The sequence below is a fragment of the Psychromonas algarum genome, assembly GCF_004376845.1.
Lineage (GTDB): Bacteria > Pseudomonadota > Gammaproteobacteria > Enterobacterales > Psychromonadaceae > Psychromonas.
Genome location: NZ_SNUW01000005.1, coordinates 18,754 through 42,508 on the forward strand (window position 1 = coordinate 18,754; position 23,755 = coordinate 42,508).

The following is a 23,755-nucleotide window of genomic DNA, read 5'->3' on the forward strand; positions in this document are numbered from 1 at the left end:
TACTTTTGAACATAGTAATCGTAGTTTTTGACAATACATAAAAAATATTTATCAATACTATCGCTAGATTGATCCACTTTATTATTGCCATTTAATTGTTAGCTTGTTTTTAGGAGTATTGAAAATGCCATCATTTACCGCTGTCGATACATTACAAAAAGATTTCATAGACTCAGATTTAAACACGCTCTGGGCATTTATTTCACCTTTATATATGGTGAATGAAGGCGATTGGTTAAAACAGTTAATAGCAATGGCTGAACCTACGATTGATGAAAAAAATGCCATTGATGAACGAGCTACAGAGTTAATCGTCCGGGTGCGTAAAGACAAAAATGCCATTCATATGATTGATGCGCTATTGCTTGAGTACAGCTTAGATACTAAAGAGGGAATTTTATTAATGTGTTTAGCAGAAGCATTAATGCGTATTCCTGATGCCGTTACAGCTGATGCATTGATTAAAGATAAATTGAGTATTGCTGATTGGACATCTCATCTTAAAAAGTCTGATTCGTTATTTGTGAATGCATCTACATGGGGATTATTATTAACAGGTAAAGTGGTTAATTTAGGAAGTGCTGTTAAAGGTAGTCCTAGTCGCATCGTTAATCGTCTTGTTAGTCAGATGTCTGAACCCGTGATCCGCCAAGCGATGCATCAAGCAATGAAGATCATGGGGCATCAGTTTGTATTAGGACGTAATATTGAAGAAGCACAAAAAAATGCCAAACGTTTTAATGATAAGGGCTTTAGTTATTCATTTGATATGCTGGGGGAATCTGCATTAACGGCCACAGATGCTAAAAAATATTTTAATGCTTATATGTTAGCTATCGAATCTATTGGAAAAAAACAACTTAATCAACTCGATAAATCTAATGCTGCGACGGTTTCTATTAAACTATCTGCTTTACACCCTCGTTATGAGGTTGCTAATAAACAACGTGTTCATACAGAAATGCTTGCTAGTGTGCTTGCATTAATTGGACGAGCTAGAGAACTGAATGTAGGTTTAACCATTGATGCAGAAGAAGCGGATCGCTTAGAGTTATCGTTAAGTTTGTTTGAAAAGTTGTATCAACATCCAGTTACACAAGGATGGGGTAAACTTGGCATTGTTGTACAGGCATACAGTAAACGCGCATTACCAGTACTTGTTTGGTTAGCAGCATTAGCAAAACAGCAAGGTGACGTTATCCCTTTACGTTTAGTGAAAGGTGCTTATTGGGACAGTGAGCTTAAACTATCACAGCAAAATGGTTATGCCGGTTATCCTGTTTATACACGTAAAGAAGCAACAGATGTGTCTTATCTCGCTTGTTCACGATTTTTATTGTCAGAGCATATTAAAGGACTTATTTACCCTCAGTTTGCTAGTCATAATGCACATACTGTTGTTGCTATAACAGCAATGGCATCACATAGTGATTATGAGTTTCAGCGATTGCACGGCATGGGAGACGCCTTATATAACCATGTGTTAACCATGTTTGAAAGTAATGTGCGTATTTATGCACCCGTTGGAAGCCACAAAGACTTATTACCTTACTTAGTTAGACGCTTATTAGAGAATGGAGCAAATAGTTCATTTGTTCACCGTCTAGTGGATGCTAATTGTCCCATTGAAACATTAACAGAACATCCAGTGACAACCTTAAAAAGCAGAAGCACTTTACATAATGGCTTAATTGTTCTGCCTCCTGCTATTTTTGACGATAGAAAAAATTCAAGCAATATTAATATCGATATTGAAAGTGAAGCGAGTTTATTTGAAGAAAAAATAGCCCAGTTTAAAAACAAAACATGGCATGCTGGCCCCATTGTTAATGGGGTACATTACATTAATCAATGCGAAATGCTCGATACAGATACTAATGATCTGGATAACAAAAACATTGAAGATTTAACATCTGCAAAACTACAATTATGCAGCACTCCTTATGATCGTAGTATAAACATTGGCTCAATTTTATTTTCAACTCCAAGTATGCTTGAAAATGCATTAAACAATGCTCAGGAGTATTATTCTAAATGGAATGAGACTGCCGTACAACAACGCGCACAATACTTATATAAACTGGCAGATTTACTTGAAGAGAATGTGAGTGAGCTTATCGCCTTATGCCATCATGAAGCAGGTAAAACTATTCACGATAGTATTGATGAAGTGCGAGAGGCAGTAGATTTTTGTCGTTATTATGCGCAACAAGCAACGGTAAATTTTGCTATTCCAGAAACTAAAGTTAGTTTTGATAACGTGACACAACAAGTTTCTCGTCAGGGTAAGGGCGTATTTGTTTGTATTAGCCCCTGGAACTTCCCGCTCGCTATTTTCTTAGGGCAAGTAACAGCGGCACTAGTCACGGGTAATACGGTTGTTGCAAAACCGGCTGAACAAACATCATTAATCGCTGCAAAAGCTGTTTTATTAATGTTAGAAGCTGGATTCCCTAAACAAGTCATTCATCTAATTACGGGTAATGGCAGAGAAATAGGTCCAGCATTAACTGAAGATCATAGAGTCGCTGGCGTTGTGTTTACTGGCTCGACTATCACAGCGCAAGCCATTAATCGTAGTTTGGCTAGTAGGGAAATAAAACCAGCTACATTAATTGCTGAAACAGGCGGACAAAATGCAATGATTGTCGATAGTACAGCACTGCCTGAGCAAGTTGCTAAAGATGTCATCCGTTCTGCTTTTGCGTCTGCAGGGCAACGTTGTTCGGCACTTCGAGTGTTATTTATACAAAAGGATATTGCAGATCGTGTCATTGAGTTGATCCAAGGAGCAATGCAAGAGTTATCCTTAGGCCTACCTTATTTACATCAAACTGATGTGGGTCCTGTTATTGATAAACAAGCAAAAGATAAATTAAATTCATATATTAAAAGCATGCTCAGTGAACATAAATTATTAGCACAAGTTGAACTGAACGATGCATGTTTAAAAGGTGATTTTGTTTGTCCTACAGCAATTGAAATTGACCATCTAGGGCAATTATTAGATGAACAATTTGGGCCAATATTACATGTAATTCGCTTTAAATCACCACAAATGGATGAAGTAATTGAGCAAATTAATCATAGTGGATTTGGATTAACTATGGGCATACATAGTCGAAATGAAGCCGCTTATAGACGTATTGCTAATGCAAGCCATGTGGGAAATTGTTATATCAATCGAGATCAAGTCGGTGCAGTTGTTGGTGTACAACCCTTTGGTGGACAAGGTTTATCTGGTACAGGTCCTAAAGCTGGTGGACCACGTTATTTATACCGATTTACCAAACAAAAATTAAATGGTTTTATGGCTGATGATAACCAAGTATAAGGAGTTAATCATGTCTCAACTTAAATTAGAATCTACTCAATATATGCTTGAACAAGCAAAGTCAGCTTGGTTAGTTTGGAATACTATGGATATCGTAGAGCGTGTGGAATTAATCTCTAAATGGAGTGAGCTTCTATCCCAACAACGAGACGTTGATTTGATGCCTGCACAAATGGCAGACTTCCATACAAAACAAGCGTTATCACTTATTGGTGAACCTTTGACTATGCCTGGACCAACAGGTGAAAGTAATATTTTAAGTGCTTCTGGAAGAGGGACTTTTGTTATTATCGCAGAAAAAAATGTGCCATCTACGGCATTGGTCGCTATGATCAGCTGCGCCTTGGTAACTGGAAATAGTATTGTGATTGAGCAAAAATCTGAATACCAAGAGATTATTGATAGTCTATTATGGATTTTTTCATTTTCAAATATTGAAGAATCAGTTGTTCAAGTTATTGAACCTAAAAATGTAGATAGCTTAATTAGTCAACCAGCTATTTCCGGTGTCGCTTATGTTGGTCATGAAGGTCGCGCTATTGATTTAAATCGTACTTTAGCAAAGCGTGAGGGACAAATTGCTCAATTAATTATTGAAACTGATTTAGATCAATTAGCATGTGTTCGAGATGAACATCTACTGTTGCATTTTATCACTGAAAAAACGCAAACTATTAATGTTACAGCCGTTGGAGGGAACGCTTCTTTGTTAGCATTGGGCTCGGGTGACTTGTAAACAATACATTAATATTATTGTAAATTACGCTAATCACTAAGTGTTATAGCTTAGTGATTGGGTGACTGATATTAAAAAGAGTTCTCTGCAATCAACACCCATGTTAAATGTTTTAATAAATAGAAATTAATGACAAATAATACCTTAGCTATCAAATCGTTATATTCAATTACATCACCTCAAACCATTATTGAATTTACTTCGTTACACTTTGCATGAAATGATATTCAAGAGTGTCTATTTTGGTGCCAAGGTATTATGATACTTATAAAATTTCAACTCTTAAAATACCTATATGTTACGAGTTTATCGTCATCATTGAAGAAGCAAAAAAGTAATCAGTTGTGAGTTAGAGGCTCTTAATTTTTTCGCAGAGCAATCGATAGTTTCTTATGTTGCTAATATACCTTTCTCTTTTGATAATCCCATTGCAGAACTTAATACAATTGAAGGAAAACGATTTTTTATATTAACTCAATGGAGTGATGTCAATAACACGTTTGAAGCTTGTTTATATGCAAAAACGTTAGGCTAGCTTGAATAAAGATACAAATGCCTTTAAAACTTCAAATAAACGCTCTGAATATGATGTTCCATATCTACTTTCATCAATTTACTTTGTTAAAACAACAGCAAGTAGGTGACTTTACTAATCAGCAGTATTTTTATTAATTTTATTTGTGCATAGGTGGATAGATAAAAGCCCCATAAAAATGAGGCTTTAAATAAGAATGAGTTATATAAAATGTATTAAGAGTTAATACGAACTAATTTATTCAGGCAATACTGCGTTATGGTAAACGTTTTGTACATCATCGCAGTCATTTAACATTTCTAAGAATTTTTCAAACTTCTCTACATGTTCTTCAGTTACTTCAGTATCTGTTTGTGGCACATAAGTGATCTCTTCTACTTCTAATTCAACATCAGGGTAGCTTTCATGTAATGCGACTTTAGCATTGTTAAACTCAGTGTGAGGGCAGAATACTGAAATTTTACCGTCTTCACTTACAACATCCACAACATCAACGTCAGCCATCATTAGCTCTTCTAACACTGCTTCATCATCTTCACCGTTAAATACGAATACAGCTTGATGTTCAAACATGTGAGCAACAGTACCTGGAGAACCAATTTTGGCACCTGTTTTATTAAAACAGTTACGCACTTCAGTCCAAGTACGATTACCGTTGTCAGTCAGACAATCAACAATGACAGAACAACCACCAGGGCCGAAGCCTTCATAACTTGCGCGCTCATAATCTTCGCCACCGCCGCCTTTTGCTTTATCAATAGCACGTTCAATAACGTGTGCTGGTACTTGATCTTTTTTCGCTTTATCGATTAAACGACGAAGTGATAGGTTACCGTCTGGATCATGGCCGCCATTTTTTGCGCAAACATATAACTCTTTACCGTATTTTGAGTAAACCTTAGTTTTAGCACCGGCTGTTTTTGCCATGTCTAATTTTTTGTTTTGATATGCTCTTCCCATCTGAATGCTCTCTTTTTATATGGAATGATTGTCTGGAAAAATATTGGCAGGAATTTTAGCCTGTAATGAGGTTAGGTGCTAGCATGTACCGGAAATTTTAATGATTAACTTGTTATATTTTTAGCTAGGTCAATGAATGACGCTGTTATCAGTAAAATATCTGTATGTTTAATGTACATTAAAAAATGTTTATCGATTAAAGAAATGAGTAATCACTATAATTACTCATCATTATCGCAACGCTTATGAACTACACGAAAGTGCTGAGCAGCCAAATTTATTAGTTGCCCAGTCGGGGCGTTTTATTTCAAACTGTTGGTATTTAGTTTGTTGTTGGTAAGGTTTTTTTAGTAGTTCAGCTAACAATAGGACACGTGAAAAATCTCCTGATTCTGCTAATTCAATTGCTTCCTGTACTTGGAAATTGCGTAATATATAACAGGGATTTGTTGCATTCATAAGTTGTACTCTATATGATTTTGTCATATCACTAAGTGTTAATCTTTGCTGGTATCTTAATAACCACTCACTTAATTTAGATAAATAAATGCTATCAACAGTATTTTTATCATAAAAACATTCAGAAAAATGAGAGTTTAATGTCGCATAATTAGTGACATCAACTTCGCCATCTAATTTAGCTAAAGAACGATAAAATAAAGTCATATCTGTACTAACAAGCGATAGAATTTTTTCTAAATCTTGGCATAAGCTTAAATCTGTTTCGGTTAGATGTGAGTGCTGTTCTTTACACTCGGTGGCATTTGAAATGCCCAGTTTACTGCGCATCATCGTTAACCATTGTTGCTGATACACTTGATTATAATTATTTAAAATATCTTGTAAGGGTTTAGCTTCATCGATTAATGGATAAATAGCATTAGCTAATTGAAATAGATTCCATTGTCCAATATAAGCTTGCTGTCCAAATCGATAGCGTTTTTCAGCAGCATCGGATGTATTAGGTGTCCAATTTAGATCAAAATTATCTATCCAACCATAAGGTCCGTAATCAATTGTTTCTCCGATTAATGACATGTTATCTGTGTTTAATACTCCATGCACAAAGCCAACACGCATCCACTCTACGATTAAATAAGCAGTACGTTCACAGATACGGTTAAACCAGTTTAAATAAACACTTTTATCTATATGCTCAGCATTCTCTATTAATTCAGGAAAATCATTGCGAATGCTATATTCAACGGTTTGTTTTAATAACGAAATATCACCGCGAGAAGAGGGAAGTTGTATCGACCCAAAGCGTAAGAAGGAAGGTGACACTCGTGCAACAATGGCACAGGGCTCGTAAGCTGCTTGACCATCGTAAAGTTTATCCCTAATAACTTCTTCACCTGTTAGGCTTAAAGTTAATGCGCGAGTTGTTGGTATGCCTAAGTGATACATGGCTTCAGAGCAAAGGTATTCTCGAATAGAGGAACGTAAAACAGCCATTCCATCAGCATGGCGAGAATAAGGTGTTTGGCCAGCTCCTTTAAGCTGCAATGTTACGTATTTATCATTCAGTAGATATTGGCCTAAATTAATAGCTCGCCCATCTCCAAGTTGACCTGCCCATTGTCCAAATTGATGACCACCATAGTTCATTGCATAAGACTGTATTTCTGGTTGAATATTGTTACCTGTGATTAATTCAGCAAAAGCGAGCGACGTAAGAGCAGCTTCGGTAAAACCTAGCTGCGAGGCAAGCTCATTGTTACAACAAATGATTGTTGATGTTTTTGTCGGAGTGGGGGCCACCAATGAATAAGCTGCATGCTCAATACTACGGCTGTTATTGACAGTATTTGGATCAGCTGGTAATTGTGAAACAAATATATTGTGTAACGGTGGTAATAAAGAATTCATCAACTTTCCTTGTCTGTTAGATATTTACTTTACTGCTGCAATAACTGATATTTCAACAAGCAATGCTTCTCTGGCCATACTTGCTTCAACACAAGCTCGCGCTGGTGCATAACCTTCGGGGATCCATGAGTCCCATATCTCATTCATTGCTGAAAAGTGTAATGCCATATCTTTTACATAAATTGTGGCAGATAAAATGTGTTCACGAGAACTACCTGATTCAATTAATAATTGGTCAACTTTATCGAGCATAGTTTGAGTTTGTTCGTGAATGCCTTTAGTTGCATCGCTACAAACTTGCCCACATAAATAAATGGTATCATTGTGTTTTACAATTCGGCTCATACGTTGTTTTGTTCGTTGACGTTCAATCATGGATATTCTCTATGGATATAAAATAAATAATTGTAACGTGTCAGTCTTAAAAGGCGAGTGTTTTAGTCAAGTATTTAGAGTTTACTAAACCTTGTATTATCAGTATTTATAAAAAGAGTTTGAGGAATAAAAGTAGATGAAGCAGTTGGGGTATATTAATCACTATTCAGAAAGTGTGATTAATCAAGTTAAATTAATGATAGAAAATAAAACATTAGGTAAATATTTACGTAAAAAATATCCTCAATCGCATGAGATTAATACTGAGAAACAACTGTATCAATATACTCTTCAATTAAAAAATAACTATATTAAGCAATCGAACTCATTAAGTAAGGTTATTTATGATCCAAAAATTCATATTTATAATAATGCATTGGGCACGCATAGCTTTGTTAGTCGAATTCAAGGCAGTAAATTAAAGTCAAAACAGGAAATTAGGATTGCGAGCTTATTTAAGAAGGCGCCTTTAGCAATGTTAAATATGATAGTGGTACATGAATTAGCACATTTAAAAGAAAAACAGCATAACAAAGCATTTTATAATTTATGTGAATATATATTGCCTGATTACCACCAAGTAGAGTTAGATACTCGTTTATTTTTAATTCATAGTGAGTTATTTGGTAATTTATATTAATAGGTTTTTAATATTATTTGTTATGTAAATAATCGGCTAATATCGCCATACCTTGGTCTAAAGATATTAGAGCTTTATAATTAAAATCAGTTTTTGCCGCCGAGATATTAAAATAGTGGCTCGTTGATAATTGCTTCGCTACAAAGCGAGTCATAATAGGTTCATCACTTCTATTTGTACGTAAATACCACCATTCAAGCGTAGTGCCTAACATATATGCGATACTTACTGGCACACGCGAATTTACCTTGTCTAATTTTGCTGCGGTTAATATTTTGTTTAACATAGTGGCCATAAAAATAGGTTCATCGTTACTTAAAAAATAAGCTTTTCCTGCATTTTTTGAGGTGTCTTTGTTTAACTCTATCGCAGCTAAAAGGTGAGCATAAACAGCATTATCAATATAAATGGTATCAACTAGTTTATTAGTTTTACCTACTAATTTTAACTTACCTGCTTTAGCTCTCTCTATCACTCTAGGTACTAGGTGAGGATCACCAGGTCCCCAAATGAGGTGAGGACGTAAAGCAACCGTTTTTAAGGTGTTTGAATTGGCTTTTAATATATTTTGTTCTGCAATCGCTTTAGATAAACCATAATAATTTAAAAATTTTTCTGCATAAGGTTGTGATTCATCTATGCCTGATTCATCTTTGCCGCTAAAAGTTACACTAGGGGTACTTGTATATACTAAACGTTTAATATTATGTATTAAACAGGCTTGAATTATATTATCTGCGCCTTGTACATTGGGGCCAAAGTAACTTTCTTTACTACCCCAAACGCCCGCTTTAGAAGCAACATGAAAAACGAGGTCACAGCCTTTCATTGCACTAATGACTGCTTGTTGATCTTGTAAATCACCTTGAATTAATTTAACGCCTAAAGCTTGTAAATGAGGGTAGTGAGCACGAGAAAAACCAACAACCTTGATATCTGCTGCTCGTAGATACTTACATAATGCCGTACCTAGAAACCCTCCTGCACCTGTTACAAACACAGTATTCACTTGTGAGCTCAACTGTTGTAAAACAGTTTTTTGCTCTGCTAATAAAGTTGTAAAATTAAGATGTTCAAAGGTCGACATAATGGATCTCAATAGATGGTTATATTTAAATTTTTTGTTGTGCCCAAAGCGCTAATTTTTCTCTGAATATTTTCGCGTTATGGCGAATATCCATAGGGAAAGCGGGGTGAATGTAAAACAAGCTAATACCCTGAGTTTGTGTATGCTGTTTAGCTATTTCAGTTAATTCATCAAATAATAATGTTTTATCTAAAGCACTTTCGTTCTCTACTTCAATGCAAATTGCAGGGATAACTTTGTTGTCGATAACAACAGAAATAAGTGCACTACGTTTTACTTTCTTATGAGTATTAAAAATACGTTCACAAGGAATAGAGTAATAGTGTTTGTTTTTTTCTAGGTGTGTAGATGAAACTCGGTGTGCTTTACGGCCGCACATCCATAATTTATGTTGATCATCTAAATAACCCAAATCTCCCATTCGATGGTGTATTTCATTACCATCTTTTATTTTAGCTAATCTAGTCGCTTGATCTCGATGGTAATAAGCAGCGCTCACTTGAGGACCTTTAACCACAATTTCACCAATGGAGAATGCAGGTAAGGTTAGTTCTTCATCCCATTGTTCTATTTTATCGTCAGTAATATTAATTATATTAATTTCAACATCACTTACGGCTTCGCCTACACAAATCCCACCACCTTGTTCCGTAATATTGGTGGTTTTTAATAGTTGTTGGCTGCCAATTTTACTGATTGGAAGTGATTCTGTTGCACCATAAGAATTTATTACTTCTGTGCGACTGCTTAGCATTTTACTAAAACAGTGAATGGAAGCGAGTGTTGCAGGTGCGCCTGCTGATATAACACGTTTAAGGCTAGGTAATGAGTGGTTATTTTTTTGTCCAGCTTGACCTAAAACTTCTAATAAAGCGGGATTAACAAATAGATTACTACATTTATATTTTTCAATCGCTGCAAAAATATAATCTGGATTTGCTTTAATGGGTTTACTTGCATCCATATCCGGCACAATAGATGCCATACCAAGCGCAGGACCAAATAAAGAGAATAGTGGAAAAGTGGCTAAGTCTGCTTCACCAGGTTGAATATGATAATCATTTTTTAACACACTAATTTGAGCTTCAAACATACTGTGACTATATACAACGCCTTTTGGAGTGCCTGTACTACCACTAGTAAATAAAATTGCTGCTAATTGTTTGGCATTGAGCAGTTGCATTGTATAAGGCGTTTTTCGTGGATATTGCTTTAACAACTGCGTTAATTGAATGCCACCGAATAGAGCTGGACCATTAACATTAATTAAATGTTTAATGCTTTTTTTGCCCCAAGAAAATAATAAACGAGCTAAATGGGCTTTGGGAATACCAATAAACGCATCCGGTTGTGACTCTTCAAAACACTGTTTAAGATTTTTAACCCCCATTCCCGGATCAACTAAGATGGGAATAATGCCTGCTTTAAACAAAGCAAAGGTTAAATTAAAAAAAGCAATGCTAGGTGTGACCATTAATACGGCTTTATCACCTGCATTTAACCCAAATTTATTTAATGCATAAGCAATATCATCACTTTTTTGATGCAATTCACTTAAGGTTAATTCTTGATAAGTTAAGCCAGAGAGTGTTTTTTTTTGCACACTAACAGCAAGATTTCTTGGTGTATTTTGTGCCGCTAAAACTAAGTGGCGGCACAAATTTTGTTGAGTATTTGAAGGGGTTGTTAGCTCTGACATTTATGGATTACTAGCCATAAATTTTTGAATAATATTAATCACTTCGTTACTTGCATCTTCAAGGATGTAATGACCACAATCAGCAAATTCATGCACTTGTGCATGTGGCATCTTTTGTTTCCAAACCGCAAGAAAATGCTTATCAAATACAAAATCTTGTAAACCCCAACAAATAACCGTTGGAATGCTTTGGAATTGTTGCAAGCTATTATCAATTTTTTCAACTAATTGATAATTATGGTGATGTGGTAACAATGGAATATCTTGTACAAAACGTAATGTTGAAATACGATTTTTCCATGAATTAAATGGTGCAACATAAGCTTTACGAATTGCTTTAGGCATAGGCTTACGCTTTACGCCAACATAAGAAGCTATTGATGAGAATGCATTTAAGCCACGTACTAATGCAGTACCTATATAAGTATTTCTACATATCCATAATGGTATAGGAAATTTTTTCGATTTAGGCAGATTAAAGGCTGCTGTATTTAATATCACTAAGCGTTTAATACGTTCTGGATAACGGGCTGCGTAACCCATACCAATCATGCCGCCCCAATCATGAACAACTAAGGTGATATTTTCTTTAATAGCAAGGCTGTCTAATAAAGTTTCAAGATCATCAATACGCTGTTTTAGCGTGTAGTCATAATCTTTATCAGATGGTTTATCTGACAAACCACAGCCTATATGGTCAGGTACAATACATTGATACTGATGACTTAATTCAGTTACTAAATTACGATAATAAAAAGACCAGCTAGGATTGCCATGTACCATGACGACAGGTTCGCCTGAACCTTCATTTAAGTAGTGATACTTTTGTCCATTAAGGTCTAAAAAGTTGCGTTTAAAAGGGAATAAACTATCAAAATTCATTTTACCACTCCAGTCCAAGCATCATGCAGTTTAAACCACTGCCTATCCCTAAAAAGCTCACTTTATCGCCTTTTTGTAAAAAACCTTGCTCATCAGCAATTGCTGCTGTGATAGGTAGTGAAACGGTCCCCATATTACCGAGGTACTGAAAAGTTGGATATTCTTTTTCAGCGGGGATCCCTAATGCTGCAAGTACTTGTTTCTGATTTGCTGAACCAACTTGGTGGCAAATAACTTTATTGACGCTATCGACAGTCCACTGTTGTTGACCTAAAAAGTCTTTCCAAGTATCGAGAGCTAAAGCAACACCTTCTTTTAATAAAGGGACGGCATTCGTTCGCATAAATTCACGATGTAATTTAAGACCAACTTCTTGCATTCCCCATTTGCATAAATCATGATGCTCTGGTGCAGAAAGGTGGCTTGCACCTAATAATTTATGTTGACGTTGTTTGTCTAATGATAATGAACCATCAGTAAGTAGAACTGCTACCGCACCAGAACCACCTGTTAAGGTTGCTAATGACTGTGAGAAGTTTTGAATACTTTGATTAGAAAGCATGTTGTCGATAGTGATATCAACGATATGACGAGCGGACTCACATGAAACCACTAAACCAGCTTTGATTTGTCCTAACTCAATACGATTTGCTATATCTAAAATACCTGATAACACACCTAAACATGCATTACTTATATCGTAAATAGCGGTGCTTTTATTGACGCCTATTTCGGCGGCAATGCGACAAGCAGTCGCTGGTTCATGTTGATCACGACAAACACCGGTATAAACCACAGCACCAATATCGTTAACATCGATACCCGTTTCAGTTAAGGTTTTTTTGGCTGCATCAATAGCTCCGTCAGACAATCGGTGATCACTTGGCCACCATCTACGTTCTTCAATACCCGTTAATGCAGCAAGTTGACCTGCTGGAATACGTAATTTTTGGTATAAGGGAGCAAGACGGGATTCTAGTTGTTTACTTGAAACCACTTCTGGGGCTAGTTGATAAGCCATATTATTAATATAAACGCGGGAATATTTCATTAAGTTGCAATTTTTCTCATTAATGTTTCTAAAATGTCGTTCTCGACCCTTAAACCGGAGGCGTAGATTACCGTAAATTACGCTTTTAACAAAGTCGAATCCCGATTTCACTTCTAATTACTCGTAATTCTCTCGTAAAGCGATGCTTTTTTATTCTTTAAGGGGTTTGTTTTTACGCATATAGTTTATCCATTGCCTGGGTATCTGCATTTTTTTATAGATATGCCTGTCTAAAGGTAAACTTTCTTGGTTAATAACACTGGCTAAAACTTCACCTAATAAAGGGGCTGTGCATAAACCTCTTGAACCTAATCCGGTTAATAAATAAACATTCGCTAATGTCGTATTTTCAGCAGACTCTATTTTACCTTGTTTGTAGTTACTTTTGAGTTGATCGTAATCAGTTAAAGCACCAACGTATGGGAAGTGATCTCGTGTTGTACAACGTATTGCAGTATGCGCTTGGTCGCTTATGTTAATTGATTCTACCCATGGTTTATTAGGAATACATTTATTTAATTTATGATAATTTTCAGTTTGTTCTGCCTCGCGGTATTGCGTTTCTTCATCATGTCGCTTGAAAGTCGCCCCCATACAATGAGTGTGATTGAGGGAAGGGGTTAGGTAGCCTTCATGACAAAGTGTGCGTTTTAACTGTGATAACAATGCATTACTTTTAATGTGGCTAACTTGTCCTCTTGCTGCTGACAAAGGAAGCGCACGACATTGTTCGAATTTAAGGGTATCAAAGCCGGCAGCAATAATTAATAGATCATGGTTAAAGCTTCCATTAGTCTTTTCTGTTAATTGCCACTGTTTATCATGGTATTTAAATGATTGAATCTCATGCTCATAATTAATCTTAAGATTGGGATATTCATGCAACTTAAGTGTTAAAGCTTGCATCACTCCCTGGGGACTTAGCCAACCTGCATTTTGATAATACAAAGCTTGCTGATCAATATCGACGCCAGCTAACTCATTTGTTGTTTTGCTGTCTATCCAATGTATTAACTGTGTTGGTAAATTAGCATCATTAATTTTTTGTAATTTTTGAGTAGAAGCATTGTCATATGCAAGCTGAATTAAACCATTAAACTGATGAGGAAAAGGGTGCTGTTTATTTAATGTCAGATAAAAATTAAGAGCATATAAATAAGCATTGGCAAATAACTGTCCTAATTCATCATGCTGTTGGTTTAATAATGGGTATAGTGCGCCTTGTCGATTTCCCGAAGCTCTTTCGCCAAGAATTTTATCTGCACAATAAATAGTGATTTTTTTACCGCGTTGAGCTAATGATAACGCAACGCATAATGAAGCTATTCCTCCGCCTATGATAGCAATGTCTGAGGGGCGCTCTGAATTTTCAATTGCTATTGAGGTTGAAGGATTTAATGCGCCCAACAACATTTCTCGTTTTTTACCATACCCTTTACGTTTTGTTATTGTAAATCCAGCCTCTATTAAACCTCTTCTGACAAAACCTGCCGCAGTAAATGTTGCTAATGTCGCTTCATTTTTTGAATATTTAGCAATTTTGTTGAATAAAGTTTGTTGCCACATCTCTGGATTTTTACTTGGATTAAATCCATCAAGATACCAAGCATTCGCTAATTGAGTTTGCTTTCCTTTATCTTGATGCCCGTTACTTAAGTTATCTATTTGTTGGTTAACATCACCAAACCAGAGATCTAATAAAATACTTCCTTTATTAAAGGATAAGCGATGGCAACCAATAAGAGGAAGAGGGTATTGCTCCTGTAACTGACTTATCAATGATTCAAATTGTGGGAACTGTTGTAGTGTTTTATTTAAGTCTTCTAATGTTAAAGGGTATTGTTCAAAGCTGATGAAATGTAGCTGCTCTAGTTTTGCATTGTTATTTGTTTGTTTAAAAGTTAAAAATTGAGCTGCTGTATTAATAAAATTAAGCCCAGATCCAAATCCAGTTTCAATTATGCAAAATGTGGATTCTTGAAAAGTGCTCCATTTGTCTAATAAATCATTACCTTGGAAAAATACATATTGTGATTCCTTAACACCTTGATTATTATTGAAATACACATCGTCAAATTGTGTCGAATACGGTTCAGACTGATCTGACCAGTCAAGTTGTGCGTGCTTAATTATATTGTTTTTGCCTTGAGACAAGTTATATTCTCCAATATATGCGATCATGTTGATAACAGTCAGGTTGATTTTAAGGGTTATTCTCTACTTGGCGATCATATAATTAGTCCCTCAAGCAATAAAGGCTTAATAATGAAAAGAGCAGTAATTACAGGTATCGGTATTGTTTCTAGTATCGGAAACAATAAAGAAGAAGTATTAGCATCACTTAAAAGTGGCAAGTCAGGCATCACAGCTTCTGAGCAATTTAAAGAAGTGGGAATGCGTAGCCAAGTTTGGGGCGATTTGAAAATTAATCCTTCTGAACATATTGACCGTAAAGTAATGCGTTTCATGGGTGATGCTGCAGCATACACTTATCTTTCAATGCAACAAGCTGTTGCCGATGCTAACTTAGCAGACGATATGGTTTCAAATGTTCGTACTGGTTTAGTGGCTGGTTCGGGTGGTGGTTCTTCAAAAAATCAAGTTGATGCATGTCAAATCATGAAAGACAAAGGCGTTCGTCGTGTTGGTCCTTATATGGTACCTCGTACTATGGCTAGTACTACTTCTGCTTGTGTTGCAACACCATTTAAAATCAAAGGTATTAACTACTCAATGAGTTCAGCTTGTGCAACAAGTTCACATTGTATTGGACATGCTCTTGAGCAAATTCAACTTGGCAAACAAGATATTGTTTTTGCTGGTGGTGGTGAAGAATTAGATTGGACAATGGCTTGTGAGTTTGACGCAATGGGCGCGCTTTCAAGTAAATATAATGAAACACCTGACCAAGCTTCTCGTACTTATGATGCAAACCGTGATGGTTTTGTTATCTCTGGCGGTGGCGGTATGGTTGTTGTTGAAGAGTTAGAACATGCGCTTGCTCGTGGTGCAAAAATCTATGCTGAAATCGTAGGTTATGGTGCAACGTCTGATGGTTATGACATGGTTGCTCCATCTGGTGAAGGGGCTGTGCGTTGTATGCAACAAGCACTTTCAACTGTTGATGGTAAAGTTGATTACTTGAATACTCACGGTACATCAACACCTGTTGGCGACGTAAAAGAGTTAGAAGCAATTAATGAAGTCTTTGGTGATAATGCACCTAAAATCAGTGCAACTAAATCACAAACTGGTCATGCTTTAGGTGCGGCAGGTGTTCATGAAGCAATTTACAGCTTACTGATGATGGAAAATGACTTCATTTCTCCTTCTTGTAACATCGATGAAGTTGATGAAAAAGCAGTAAACCTTCCAATTGTTAAAAATAAATCTGAAGCAGCTAAATTAGATATTGTTATGTCTAACAGCTTTGGTTTTGGTGGAACGAATGCAACATTAGTATTTAAACGTTACTAATAAAGCTTAATGCCATCATATAAAAAAGGAGCTTTTGCTCCTTTTTTTGTCATTAATTTTTATTACCTGTATTTGTTAGCGATCTTATATCTGGTAATGGTGAGTAAATAATGAAAATTTATATTGATGAGAATATACCTTACGGTAAATCTTTTTTTAAAGGTTTTGGTGAAGTGGTTCAGTTCTCTGGTCGTGATGTTACTGCTGAACAAGTAAAAGATGCGGATGTTCTATTAGTTCGTTCCATAACAAAAGTTGATCAATCATTATTGGCGTTAAATAAAAAAATTAAATTTGTTGGTACGGCAACGATTGGCATTGATCATATCGATATAGAATATCTAAAACAGAAAAATATCCAATTTAATAGTGCACCAGGTTGCAACAAAGTATCTGTTGCTGAATATGTGTTAAGTGCTCTATTAGTATTAGCTGAAAAAAAGCAGTTTCAGCTGACAAATAAAACAGTCGCTATTGTGGGTGCAGGCAATACAGGTACAGCTGTGTATCAATGTTTAACTGCTATTGGAGTGACATGTAAGCTGTATGACCCGCCGCTAAATGCAGTTGGTGATCAACGTGAATTTTGTGATTTTTCTGAAGTGCTCAGCGCTGATATTATTTCATTACATGTACCTAAAATAATAACTGGTCCTTTTAAAACCTTACATATGTTTGATGAGCATGTGTTAAATCAGTTAACTGATAAACAAATATTAATTAACGCTTGCCGTGGAGAGGTGATTGATAATCAAGCTTTATTGAAAACAGTTAAAAAAGAAAACTGTCCAACGCTAGTGCTTGATGTCTGGGAAAAAGAACCGAATATTGAAAAATTATTGCTCCCTTATATTGCATTAGCAACTCCGCATATTGCTGGTTATAGTTTAGATGGGAAAGTACGCGGCACAGAAATGCTGTATCAAGCCTTATGTAAATACCTAAATATGACTCCAATGTTAAATAGTACTGACTTTATGGCAAAACCTAATATCAGTGAAATCACTATTACATCCTCTTTTACTTTAGAATTATTAAAACCTTTAGTGCATTTAATATATGATGTGCGCAGAGATGATGCGTTGTTTAGAATTAAAGTGAATGAAAGTAATGGTTTTGACAATATGCGTAAAAATTATCAGGAGCGCAGAGAGTTATCCACTCTGATGTTGAATATGACAACGTCAGAAGTTAATCACTTATCAACAACCGATTTATCACAAGTTGGTTTTACCGTTAATAATATATAAAAGGTCAATATGAACAAAGAATATAACATTGCATTAATTGGCGAGATCGATGGTTGCATTGAAGCAACTTTAGAAGTGCTATTAAAAAGAGACTTTGCAATCAATAACATTTTTCCTTTAAGCATCGGTGAATGTGATACAACTTCTGTTATGTATTCAGGAAAACCTGTTGATGTACAAGAAATAGAATCATTTGATTGGCAGCAGGTAGATATTGCTTTATTTCTTGCTGACCGTGACGTTGCGCAACAATGGGTGCCTGTTGCAAAAGAGCATTGTGTTGTTATTGATATCAGTGGTTATTATTTAGAGGATGCTTTAGTGCCTTTAGTGCAGATGGGTATTAATGACGATGATGTCGCCCGTTATAGTGATGCGAATATCATTGCAATTCCAAGCCCAGAAACAGCACAGTTAACATTAGCGATTAAACAAATTCATCAAGAAGTTGGTATTAAACGTGTAACAGTAGCTGGTTACCAGTCTGTTTCTTGTATTGGTAAAGCAGGGGTCACCGCTTTGGCAGGAGAAACTGCACTGTTATTGAATGCTAAAGGTATTGAACATCGTAAGTTTAAACAACAAATTGCATTTAATGTTGTACCACAAATTGATGAATTTAATGAAGACGGTATAGACTTTTCAGAATTACGTTTAGCAGCTGAAACACGTCGTTTATTAAATGATCCTGAAATGGTAGTTTCAACGACTCAAGTTGTTGTTCCTATGTTTTATGGTTGCTCTCAAGCTGTTCATGTAGTGACACATTACCCTGTGGAGCTTGAAGAAGTAGCAAATGCATTGCACCACAGTGATAACATTGTGTTATCAGAATCAGTCAATGATTATGCGAATATGATTGATGATGTAGTGGGTAATGTTGAAGTACATGTTGGGCGTTTACGCAAAGATACTTGTGATGCCGCAGGTATTAATATGTGGGTTTGTGCTGATAATGTTCATTATGGTATTGCTACAAATGCAGTATTGGTAATGGAAAAATTAGCTTATACCTATTTATAATGTGTTAAAAAGTTATTTAATCTACCCAGGTTAAATTTTTAAAGAGGGCTAGATCTCAATTCTAGCCTTTTACTTTATTTTAAAAGAACGGCTATTCTCGCTACTAGTTTATTATATAAAGAATATTATTCTGATTTCTCGTACAAGGAACGTTTATGAAGCGTATTTTGCTTAGTCTTATTTTCTGTTCTCCGTTGTTATTAACTATACCTGTCGCTCATAGTACTGATTTTACAGCAAGTGAAACGACTCAGTCAGCAGCAGAACAATATGGGCCCACTGCACCTTCAGAAACGTTATGGTCTATTTCTACTAAACTCCGTCCTAATAATAGTGTTTCTGCTTATCAAACCTTAGTTGCTATTTATAAATTAAATCCAAATGCATTTCATAAAGGGGATATTAATAGAATTATTCCTCATTCAATGCTAACAATTCCAGATCTAACGTTTGTATCAGAACAAACAAATAGAGAAGCTTACTACCTATTAAAACCAACTAAATCGGGTAATGTAACTGCGGGAAGCAAAAGTGAATTAAGCAAAGCAAAACAACAGAAAGTAACAGGATCAAACAGTATTGATCCTAAAATTATCGATGAGTTAAAAAAAGAGATTGAACATAGAGATAATACGATAGCGAATACAGAGCTTATCATTTCTGAACAAAAAGATACTTTATCTTCTCTTAATGAAGAATTGCAGTTGGCTAAAGAGCAAAATCAACATTTAAAACTAAAGTTACAACCTCTTACTGAACAAATAAATCAACTTAAAGCTGAAGTTGAAAAGGAAATACAAGTTCAACATGAATTACGTTTTGTCACTGAACAATTACGTATGCAAGTTGAAACCTATGTTGAACCGCCATTTAGTGGAGATGGTTTAGTAAACAAAGTTATGCGAACAATAACTTCTTCTATTAGTTCTTTAATATTTGCCATTATTTTTCCATTATTCATTTTGTTCATTATTTTTATAGGTTTATTACGCCGTAAATCTAAATCAGCGGCAGACCTTGAAGATAACAAAATAGCCAAGGTATCAGTACAACCTAAGAATGAAGATGCGTTCGTTCAAACACCTTATAATACTTCCATAGTTGAGCAACCGGTAACTAAAAACGAAGTAAATGATGCTATTAATGATGAAAATGAACAGCAAGTTAATTTAAAAGATAATCAGGTTATCCCTTCAAAAGATATAGTAGAAGACCCGTCGAATGTTATTGATATCAAGCATGAAAAAACAGTAGATAAAAAAAATGAAGTAGTAGAAATAGTTGAAGAAGTAGAGTTCACGCCTAAAAATAACGTGATAGACAAAAAGACTATTACGACACAAAAAGAAAATAATGAATTTATTAATATTGAAACATTATTAGCAGATACTGATAAAAATAGCGAAACAACCGAAGATGAATTTAATTTAGAGTTTGGTTTAGATGAATTCCCGGATGTTGTGCAATCTTTTAGTGAGTTCGACAGTGATGAAGATGGCATTGCAGCACACTTAGACTTAGCTAGAGCCTATTTAGAAATGGATGAGAAAGATGCTGCGAGTGATATCTTAACGGCATTATTATCAATTGCAAAAGATGACAAGTTAAAAGAAGTAGAAAAACTATTAGAAAGAATTACTTCAGACTCTTAATATTTTATAAATTGGAATTATATATATGCGCCCAATTATTTTGGATGTAGAAGGTTACTGCTTAACCGCAGTTGAACAAGAATATTTAGCCCACCCTTTGGTGGCCGGTGTCATTTTATTTACACGCAACTTTGATAACGTTGTACAACTAAAAGAATTAGTACAGCAAATTCGTTTACATGCAAAAAATGATCTTATTATCGCAGTTGATCATGAAGGTGGAAGGGTACAACGCTTTCGAGATGGGTTTACTATACTTCCAGCTTGTGGTGATTTGTTATCTAAAACAAGTTCAGTAGAACAAGCGATGAGATTAGCAAAGGCAAGTGCTTTTGTGATGGCAAGTGAACTAATTGATTGTGATATAGATTTAAGCTTTGCACCTGTTTTAGATATCAATGGTATTTCTGATGTTATTAAAGAGCGTGCTTTTAGCCATGATAAATACCAAGTGTCACAAATGGCATCTGCATATATTGATGGGATGAAATTAGCAGGCATGTCCAGCACGGGTAAACACTTCCCTGGTCATGGTAGTGTAAAAGCCGATTCGCACATTGCATTACCGGTTGATGGACGTAGTGAAATAGAAATATTTACTAATGACATGTTGCCATTTGTGGAATTAATTAATAACAACAAATTAGAGGCAATTATGCCATCACATGTTGTGTATTCTGAATGTGATACATTACCCTGTGGATTTTCTGAATATTGGTTACAAAAAATATTAAAACAGAAATTAGGGTTCAAAGGCACCATTATTAGTGATGATATATCAATGCATGGTGCAAGTTTTGTTGGCAACCATTTATCAAGAGCAATAAATGCGGTTAATGCAGGTTGTGATTTGATACTTGCTTGTAATGATCAAAAAGCGGCAATGAGTATTCTTGATGGTTTAACGATCAATAACAAATCAAATGAATTATTGATATCTTCACTACTTGCAGACAAAAAAAAATTATCATTACCTTTATTAAAAAACCAGTCTTGGCTAGAAAGTAGGCGCTTATTACTTGAGTTTGCTGAGCGAGTCTAAATAGTATCAAGCAGTACTTGCACTATTTAGCAATTTACATAGACTAGAAAAAAATAGAAAATTTAGTATTAGAAAAGATAAATCGCTAAATGACAGTAGAATAACAAAGGCGGAATTTAACATATGATCATCTATTTACACGGTTTCGATGCAACCAGTCCTGGCAATCACGAAAAAGTGATGCAATTAAAATTCATTGATCCAGATGTTCGTTTTGTCCATTACAGTACGATTCATCCTAAACAAGATATGAGCCATATACTCAAAGAGGTTCATAAACATATCCAAAGTACTGATGATAAAGCACCTTTGATTTGTGGTGTTGGTTTGGGTGGATACTGGAGCGAACGAATTGGGTTTTTATGCGGTATCAAACAAGTTATTTTTAATCCTAATATCCACCCTGAAGATAATATGGTTGGCAGAATAGAATGGCCTGAAGAATATTTTGATATTCAGACCAAATGTGTCAGCGATTTTCGAGCTGAAAACAAAGGTAATTGCTTATGCATATTATCTGTGAGTGACGATGTGCTCGATAGTAAAGCAAGCAATCATGAATTAGCTGACTATTACCCAATTATTTTTGATGAGAAGCAAAAACATAAATTCACAGATATTTCTCATCATCTTCAAACAATTAAAAAATTTAAAGACGAATAATTAAGCAAACAAACGATAAAACATAAAAGAGGGTGACTTAGGTTGCCTTTTTTTATATCTTAAATCCCATAAATAGAAGATAGATCAATTTTTACCAAAACATAGTCCATTTCTTGTTGTTAATTGAAATGATCAGAATGTGCTTTTGTAAAAAATTTAATTATTGAGGTAAGTATGAAAAGAATAGTAATTGTTGGCGGCGGTGCTGGTGGTTTAGAGTTAGCAACTAAATTAGGCAACAAATTAGGCCGTAAACATAAAGCACATATTACATTAGTGGATAAAAATAGAACCCATTTATGGAAACCGTTATTGCACGAAGTTGCAGCGGGTTCGTTAGATGATGGTATTGATGCTGTAAGTTATAGAGTACATGCAACTAATCACTATTTTAATTTCAAATTAGGTGCAATGCGCAATATTGATAGAGTTAAAAAAACAATATCATTGGATGCTTTACACGATGATGACGGCACTATTATTTTGCCTGAAAGTGAACTTGAGTATGATATTTTAGTCATGGCTCTGGGCAGTGTAAGTAATGACTTTAATACAAAAGGTGTACGAGAACATTGTATATTTTTAGATAGCCCGCAACAGGCAAAAAAATTCCACCACCGTATGTTGAACAAGTATTTACAATTAGGTGAGCAAGAAACTAAATCAGTTAATGTTGTGATCATTGGTGCAGGTGCAACAGGCGTTGAATTATCTGCGGAATTATATAATTCACTTAAACAAGTATCGAGTTACGGTTACGAACATATTAAAAGTGCTGATCTACACGTTAGTTTAGTCGAAGCAGGAGATTCTATTTTACCTGCTTTACCTAAACGAATTTCTGCTTCTGCTCATCAAGAGCTATTAAAACTAGGTGTCGATGTTCGCACTAAAACAATGGTGACTGAAGCAAATGAAGAAGGTTTAATAACCAAATCTGGTGAGTTAATTAAAGCAGATTTGATTGTATGGGCTGCAGGTATCAAAGCGCCTGATTATTTAAAAGATTTGGCGGGTTTAGAAACTAATAGAATTAACCAAATAATAGTAAAACCTACTTTACAAACAACCTTAGACCAAGATATCTATGCTATTGGTGATTGTGCTAGTTGTGCGTTACCAAGTGGTGGTTTTGTTCCGCCACGAGCTCAGTCAGCTCATCAGATGGCGACGTTAGTGGGTAAGAACATCATTGCCAGCATTAATAACAAACCTTTGTTAGATTACAAATATACAGATTATGGATCTTTAGTATCATTAAGTAACTACAGTACAGTAGGTAGTTTAATGGGGAATCTAATGAAAGGCTCTATGATGATAGAAGGGCGCGTAGCTCGTATGGTTTATATATCGCTATATCGTATGCACCAAGTGGCCTTACATGGCTATGTACGAACTGGATTAATGACTATAGTTGAACGAATTAACAGGGTATTACGCCCTCGATTAAAATTGCATTAATTATGATACTAATTACATT

The 23,755-nt window shown here is 35.4% G+C and carries 18 protein-coding genes; 10 read left to right on the top strand and 8 right to left on the bottom strand.

Translation table 11 applies throughout. From position 1 onward, the window contains the following. Nucleotides 1–124: 124 nt before the first annotated feature. Both putA and E2R68_RS05300 read left to right on the top strand, forming a co-directional pair. Nucleotides 125–3,334, top strand: coding sequence for a bifunctional proline dehydrogenase/L-glutamate gamma-semialdehyde dehydrogenase PutA (gene putA / locus E2R68_RS05295; RefSeq protein ID WP_134276463.1), 3,210 nt, complete (start codon nucleotides 125–127; stop codon nucleotides 3,332–3,334). Between the two features lie 10 nt (nucleotides 3,335–3,344). After that, entirely contained in the window at nucleotides 3,345–4,070 is a 726-nt protein-coding gene (locus E2R68_RS05300) for an aldehyde dehydrogenase family protein (RefSeq protein WP_166738809.1), read from the top strand. 772 nt (nucleotides 4,071–4,842) lie between these two features. On the opposite strand, the gene E2R68_RS05305 is transcribed toward E2R68_RS05300, so the two are convergent. The 3 genes from E2R68_RS05305 to E2R68_RS05315 all read right to left on the bottom strand — a co-directional run bounded on the left by E2R68_RS05305 (nucleotide 4,843) and on the right by E2R68_RS05315 (nucleotide 7,809). Next, entirely contained in the window at nucleotides 4,843–5,565 is a 723-nt protein-coding gene (locus E2R68_RS05305) for a YebC/PmpR family DNA-binding transcriptional regulator (protein ID WP_134276465.1), read from the bottom strand. Between the two features lie 243 nt (nucleotides 5,566–5,808). After that, nucleotides 5,809–7,434 (bottom strand): protein adenylyltransferase SelO, encoded by a 1,626-nt coding sequence (locus tag E2R68_RS05310; RefSeq protein WP_134276466.1) that lies wholly within the window; start codon nucleotides 7,432–7,434, stop codon nucleotides 5,809–5,811. A 24-nt stretch (nucleotides 7,435–7,458) separates the two neighbouring features. After that, nucleotides 7,459–7,809, bottom strand: coding sequence for a RidA family protein (locus E2R68_RS05315; protein WP_134276467.1), 351 nt, complete (start codon nucleotides 7,807–7,809; stop codon nucleotides 7,459–7,461). Between the two features lie 136 nt (nucleotides 7,810–7,945). On the opposite strand from E2R68_RS05315, the gene E2R68_RS05320 reads away from it, so the two are divergent. Then, the gene (locus E2R68_RS05320; RefSeq protein WP_134276468.1) at nucleotides 7,946–8,449 is read left to right on the top strand and encodes a YgjP-like metallopeptidase domain-containing protein; all 504 of its coding nucleotides are present in this window, start codon (nucleotides 7,946–7,948) and stop codon (nucleotides 8,447–8,449) included. A gap of 13 nt (nucleotides 8,450–8,462) precedes the next feature. Here the strand turns inward: E2R68_RS05320 and oleD are convergent, their stop codons facing one another. The 5 genes from oleD to mnmC all read right to left on the bottom strand — a co-directional run bounded on the left by oleD (nucleotide 8,463) and on the right by mnmC (nucleotide 15,349). After that, entirely contained in the window at nucleotides 8,463–9,536 is a 1,074-nt protein-coding gene (gene oleD, locus E2R68_RS05325) for a 2-alkyl-3-oxoalkanoate reductase (RefSeq protein WP_134276469.1), read from the bottom strand. 25 nt (nucleotides 9,537–9,561) lie between these two features. Beyond that, nucleotides 9,562–11,235: an olefin beta-lactone synthetase gene (oleC, locus tag E2R68_RS05330; protein ID WP_134276470.1), complete on the bottom strand. Its 1,674-nt coding sequence runs from the start codon at nucleotides 11,233–11,235 to the stop codon at nucleotides 9,562–9,564. Further along, entirely contained in the window at nucleotides 11,236–12,117 is an 882-nt protein-coding gene (locus tag E2R68_RS05335) for an alpha/beta fold hydrolase (protein WP_134276471.1), read from the bottom strand. A 1-nt stretch (nucleotide 12,118) separates the two neighbouring features. Continuing rightward, nucleotides 12,119–13,168 (bottom strand): 3-oxoacyl-ACP synthase III, encoded by a 1,050-nt coding sequence (locus E2R68_RS05340; protein WP_134276472.1) that lies wholly within the window; start codon nucleotides 13,166–13,168, stop codon nucleotides 12,119–12,121. Nucleotides 13,169–13,318: 150 nt separating this feature from the next. Further along, entirely contained in the window at nucleotides 13,319–15,349 is a 2,031-nt protein-coding gene (gene mnmC / locus E2R68_RS05345) for a bifunctional tRNA (5-methylaminomethyl-2-thiouridine)(34)-methyltransferase MnmC2/FAD-dependent 5-carboxymethylaminomethyl-2-thiouridine(34) oxidoreductase MnmC1 (protein WP_243834607.1), read from the bottom strand. A gap of 84 nt (nucleotides 15,350–15,433) precedes the next feature. Here mnmC and fabB point away from each other — a divergent pair, with 84 nt between their 5' ends. The 7 genes from fabB (at nucleotide 15,434) to E2R68_RS05380 (ending at nucleotide 23,736) form a co-directional block, all read left to right on the top strand. Then, entirely contained in the window at nucleotides 15,434–16,645 is a 1,212-nt protein-coding gene (gene fabB / locus E2R68_RS05350; RefSeq protein ID WP_134276473.1) for a beta-ketoacyl-ACP synthase I, read from the top strand. A gap of 110 nt (nucleotides 16,646–16,755) precedes the next feature. Beyond that, nucleotides 16,756–17,895, top strand: coding sequence for a 4-phosphoerythronate dehydrogenase (locus E2R68_RS05355; protein WP_134276474.1), 1,140 nt, complete (start codon nucleotides 16,756–16,758; stop codon nucleotides 17,893–17,895). 9 nt (nucleotides 17,896–17,904) lie between these two features. After that, nucleotides 17,905–18,918, top strand: coding sequence for an aspartate-semialdehyde dehydrogenase (locus E2R68_RS05360; RefSeq protein ID WP_134276475.1), 1,014 nt, complete (start codon nucleotides 17,905–17,907; stop codon nucleotides 18,916–18,918). Nucleotides 18,919–19,073: 155 nt separating this feature from the next. Next, nucleotides 19,074–20,570, top strand: coding sequence for a FimV/HubP family polar landmark protein (locus E2R68_RS05365; protein WP_134276476.1), 1,497 nt, complete (start codon nucleotides 19,074–19,076; stop codon nucleotides 20,568–20,570). A gap of 25 nt (nucleotides 20,571–20,595) precedes the next feature. Then, the gene (gene nagZ, locus E2R68_RS05370; protein ID WP_134276477.1) at nucleotides 20,596–21,612 is read left to right on the top strand and encodes a beta-N-acetylhexosaminidase; all 1,017 of its coding nucleotides are present in this window, start codon (nucleotides 20,596–20,598) and stop codon (nucleotides 21,610–21,612) included. Nucleotides 21,613–21,735: 123 nt separating this feature from the next. Then, nucleotides 21,736–22,275 carry an alpha/beta hydrolase YcfP gene (ycfP, locus tag E2R68_RS05375; protein WP_134276478.1) on the top strand — a complete coding sequence of 180 codons (540 nt, stop codon included), beginning with the start codon at nucleotides 21,736–21,738 and terminating at the stop codon, nucleotides 22,273–22,275. Between the two features lie 174 nt (nucleotides 22,276–22,449). Continuing rightward, entirely contained in the window at nucleotides 22,450–23,736 is a 1,287-nt protein-coding gene (locus tag E2R68_RS05380; protein ID WP_134276479.1) for an NAD(P)/FAD-dependent oxidoreductase, read from the top strand. Nucleotides 23,737–23,755 lie beyond the last annotated feature (19 nt).

Excerpts from the sequence above, each read along its gene's own strand:
- putA (WP_134276463.1), top strand. The coding sequence starts at position 125 with ATGCCATCATTTACCGCTGTCGATACATTACAAAAAGATTTCATAGAC.
- E2R68_RS05300 (WP_166738809.1), top strand. The coding sequence starts at position 3,345 with ATGTCTCAACTTAAATTAGAATCTACTCAATATATGCTTGAACAAGCA.
- E2R68_RS05305 (WP_134276465.1), bottom strand. The coding sequence starts at position 5,565 with ATGGGAAGAGCATATCAAAACAAAAAATTAGACATGGCAAAAACAGCC.
- E2R68_RS05310 (WP_134276466.1), bottom strand. The coding sequence starts at position 7,434 with ATGAATTCTTTATTACCACCGTTACACAATATATTTGTTTCACAATTA.
- E2R68_RS05315 (WP_134276467.1), bottom strand. The coding sequence starts at position 7,809 with ATGATTGAACGTCAACGAACAAAACAACGTATGAGCCGAATTGTAAAA.
- E2R68_RS05320 (WP_134276468.1), top strand. The coding sequence starts at position 7,946 with ATGAAGCAGTTGGGGTATATTAATCACTATTCAGAAAGTGTGATTAAT.
- oleD (WP_134276469.1), bottom strand. The coding sequence starts at position 9,536 with ATGTCGACCTTTGAACATCTTAATTTTACAACTTTATTAGCAGAGCAA.
- oleC (WP_134276470.1), bottom strand. The coding sequence starts at position 11,235 with ATGTCAGAGCTAACAACCCCTTCAAATACTCAACAAAATTTGTGCCGC.
- E2R68_RS05335 (WP_134276471.1), bottom strand. The coding sequence starts at position 12,117 with ATGAATTTTGATAGTTTATTCCCTTTTAAACGCAACTTTTTAGACCTT.
- E2R68_RS05340 (WP_134276472.1), bottom strand. The coding sequence starts at position 13,168 with ATGAAATATTCCCGCGTTTATATTAATAATATGGCTTATCAACTAGCC.
- mnmC (WP_243834607.1), bottom strand. The coding sequence starts at position 15,349 with ATGATCGCATATATTGGAGAATATAACTTGTCTCAAGGCAAAAACAAT.
- fabB (WP_134276473.1), top strand. The coding sequence starts at position 15,434 with ATGAAAAGAGCAGTAATTACAGGTATCGGTATTGTTTCTAGTATCGGA.
- E2R68_RS05355 (WP_134276474.1), top strand. The coding sequence starts at position 16,756 with ATGAAAATTTATATTGATGAGAATATACCTTACGGTAAATCTTTTTTT.
- E2R68_RS05360 (WP_134276475.1), top strand. The coding sequence starts at position 17,905 with ATGAACAAAGAATATAACATTGCATTAATTGGCGAGATCGATGGTTGC.
- E2R68_RS05365 (WP_134276476.1), top strand. The coding sequence starts at position 19,074 with ATGAAGCGTATTTTGCTTAGTCTTATTTTCTGTTCTCCGTTGTTATTA.
- nagZ (WP_134276477.1), top strand. The coding sequence starts at position 20,596 with ATGCGCCCAATTATTTTGGATGTAGAAGGTTACTGCTTAACCGCAGTT.
- ycfP (WP_134276478.1), top strand. The coding sequence starts at position 21,736 with ATGATCATCTATTTACACGGTTTCGATGCAACCAGTCCTGGCAATCAC.
- E2R68_RS05380 (WP_134276479.1), top strand. The coding sequence starts at position 22,450 with ATGAAAAGAATAGTAATTGTTGGCGGCGGTGCTGGTGGTTTAGAGTTA.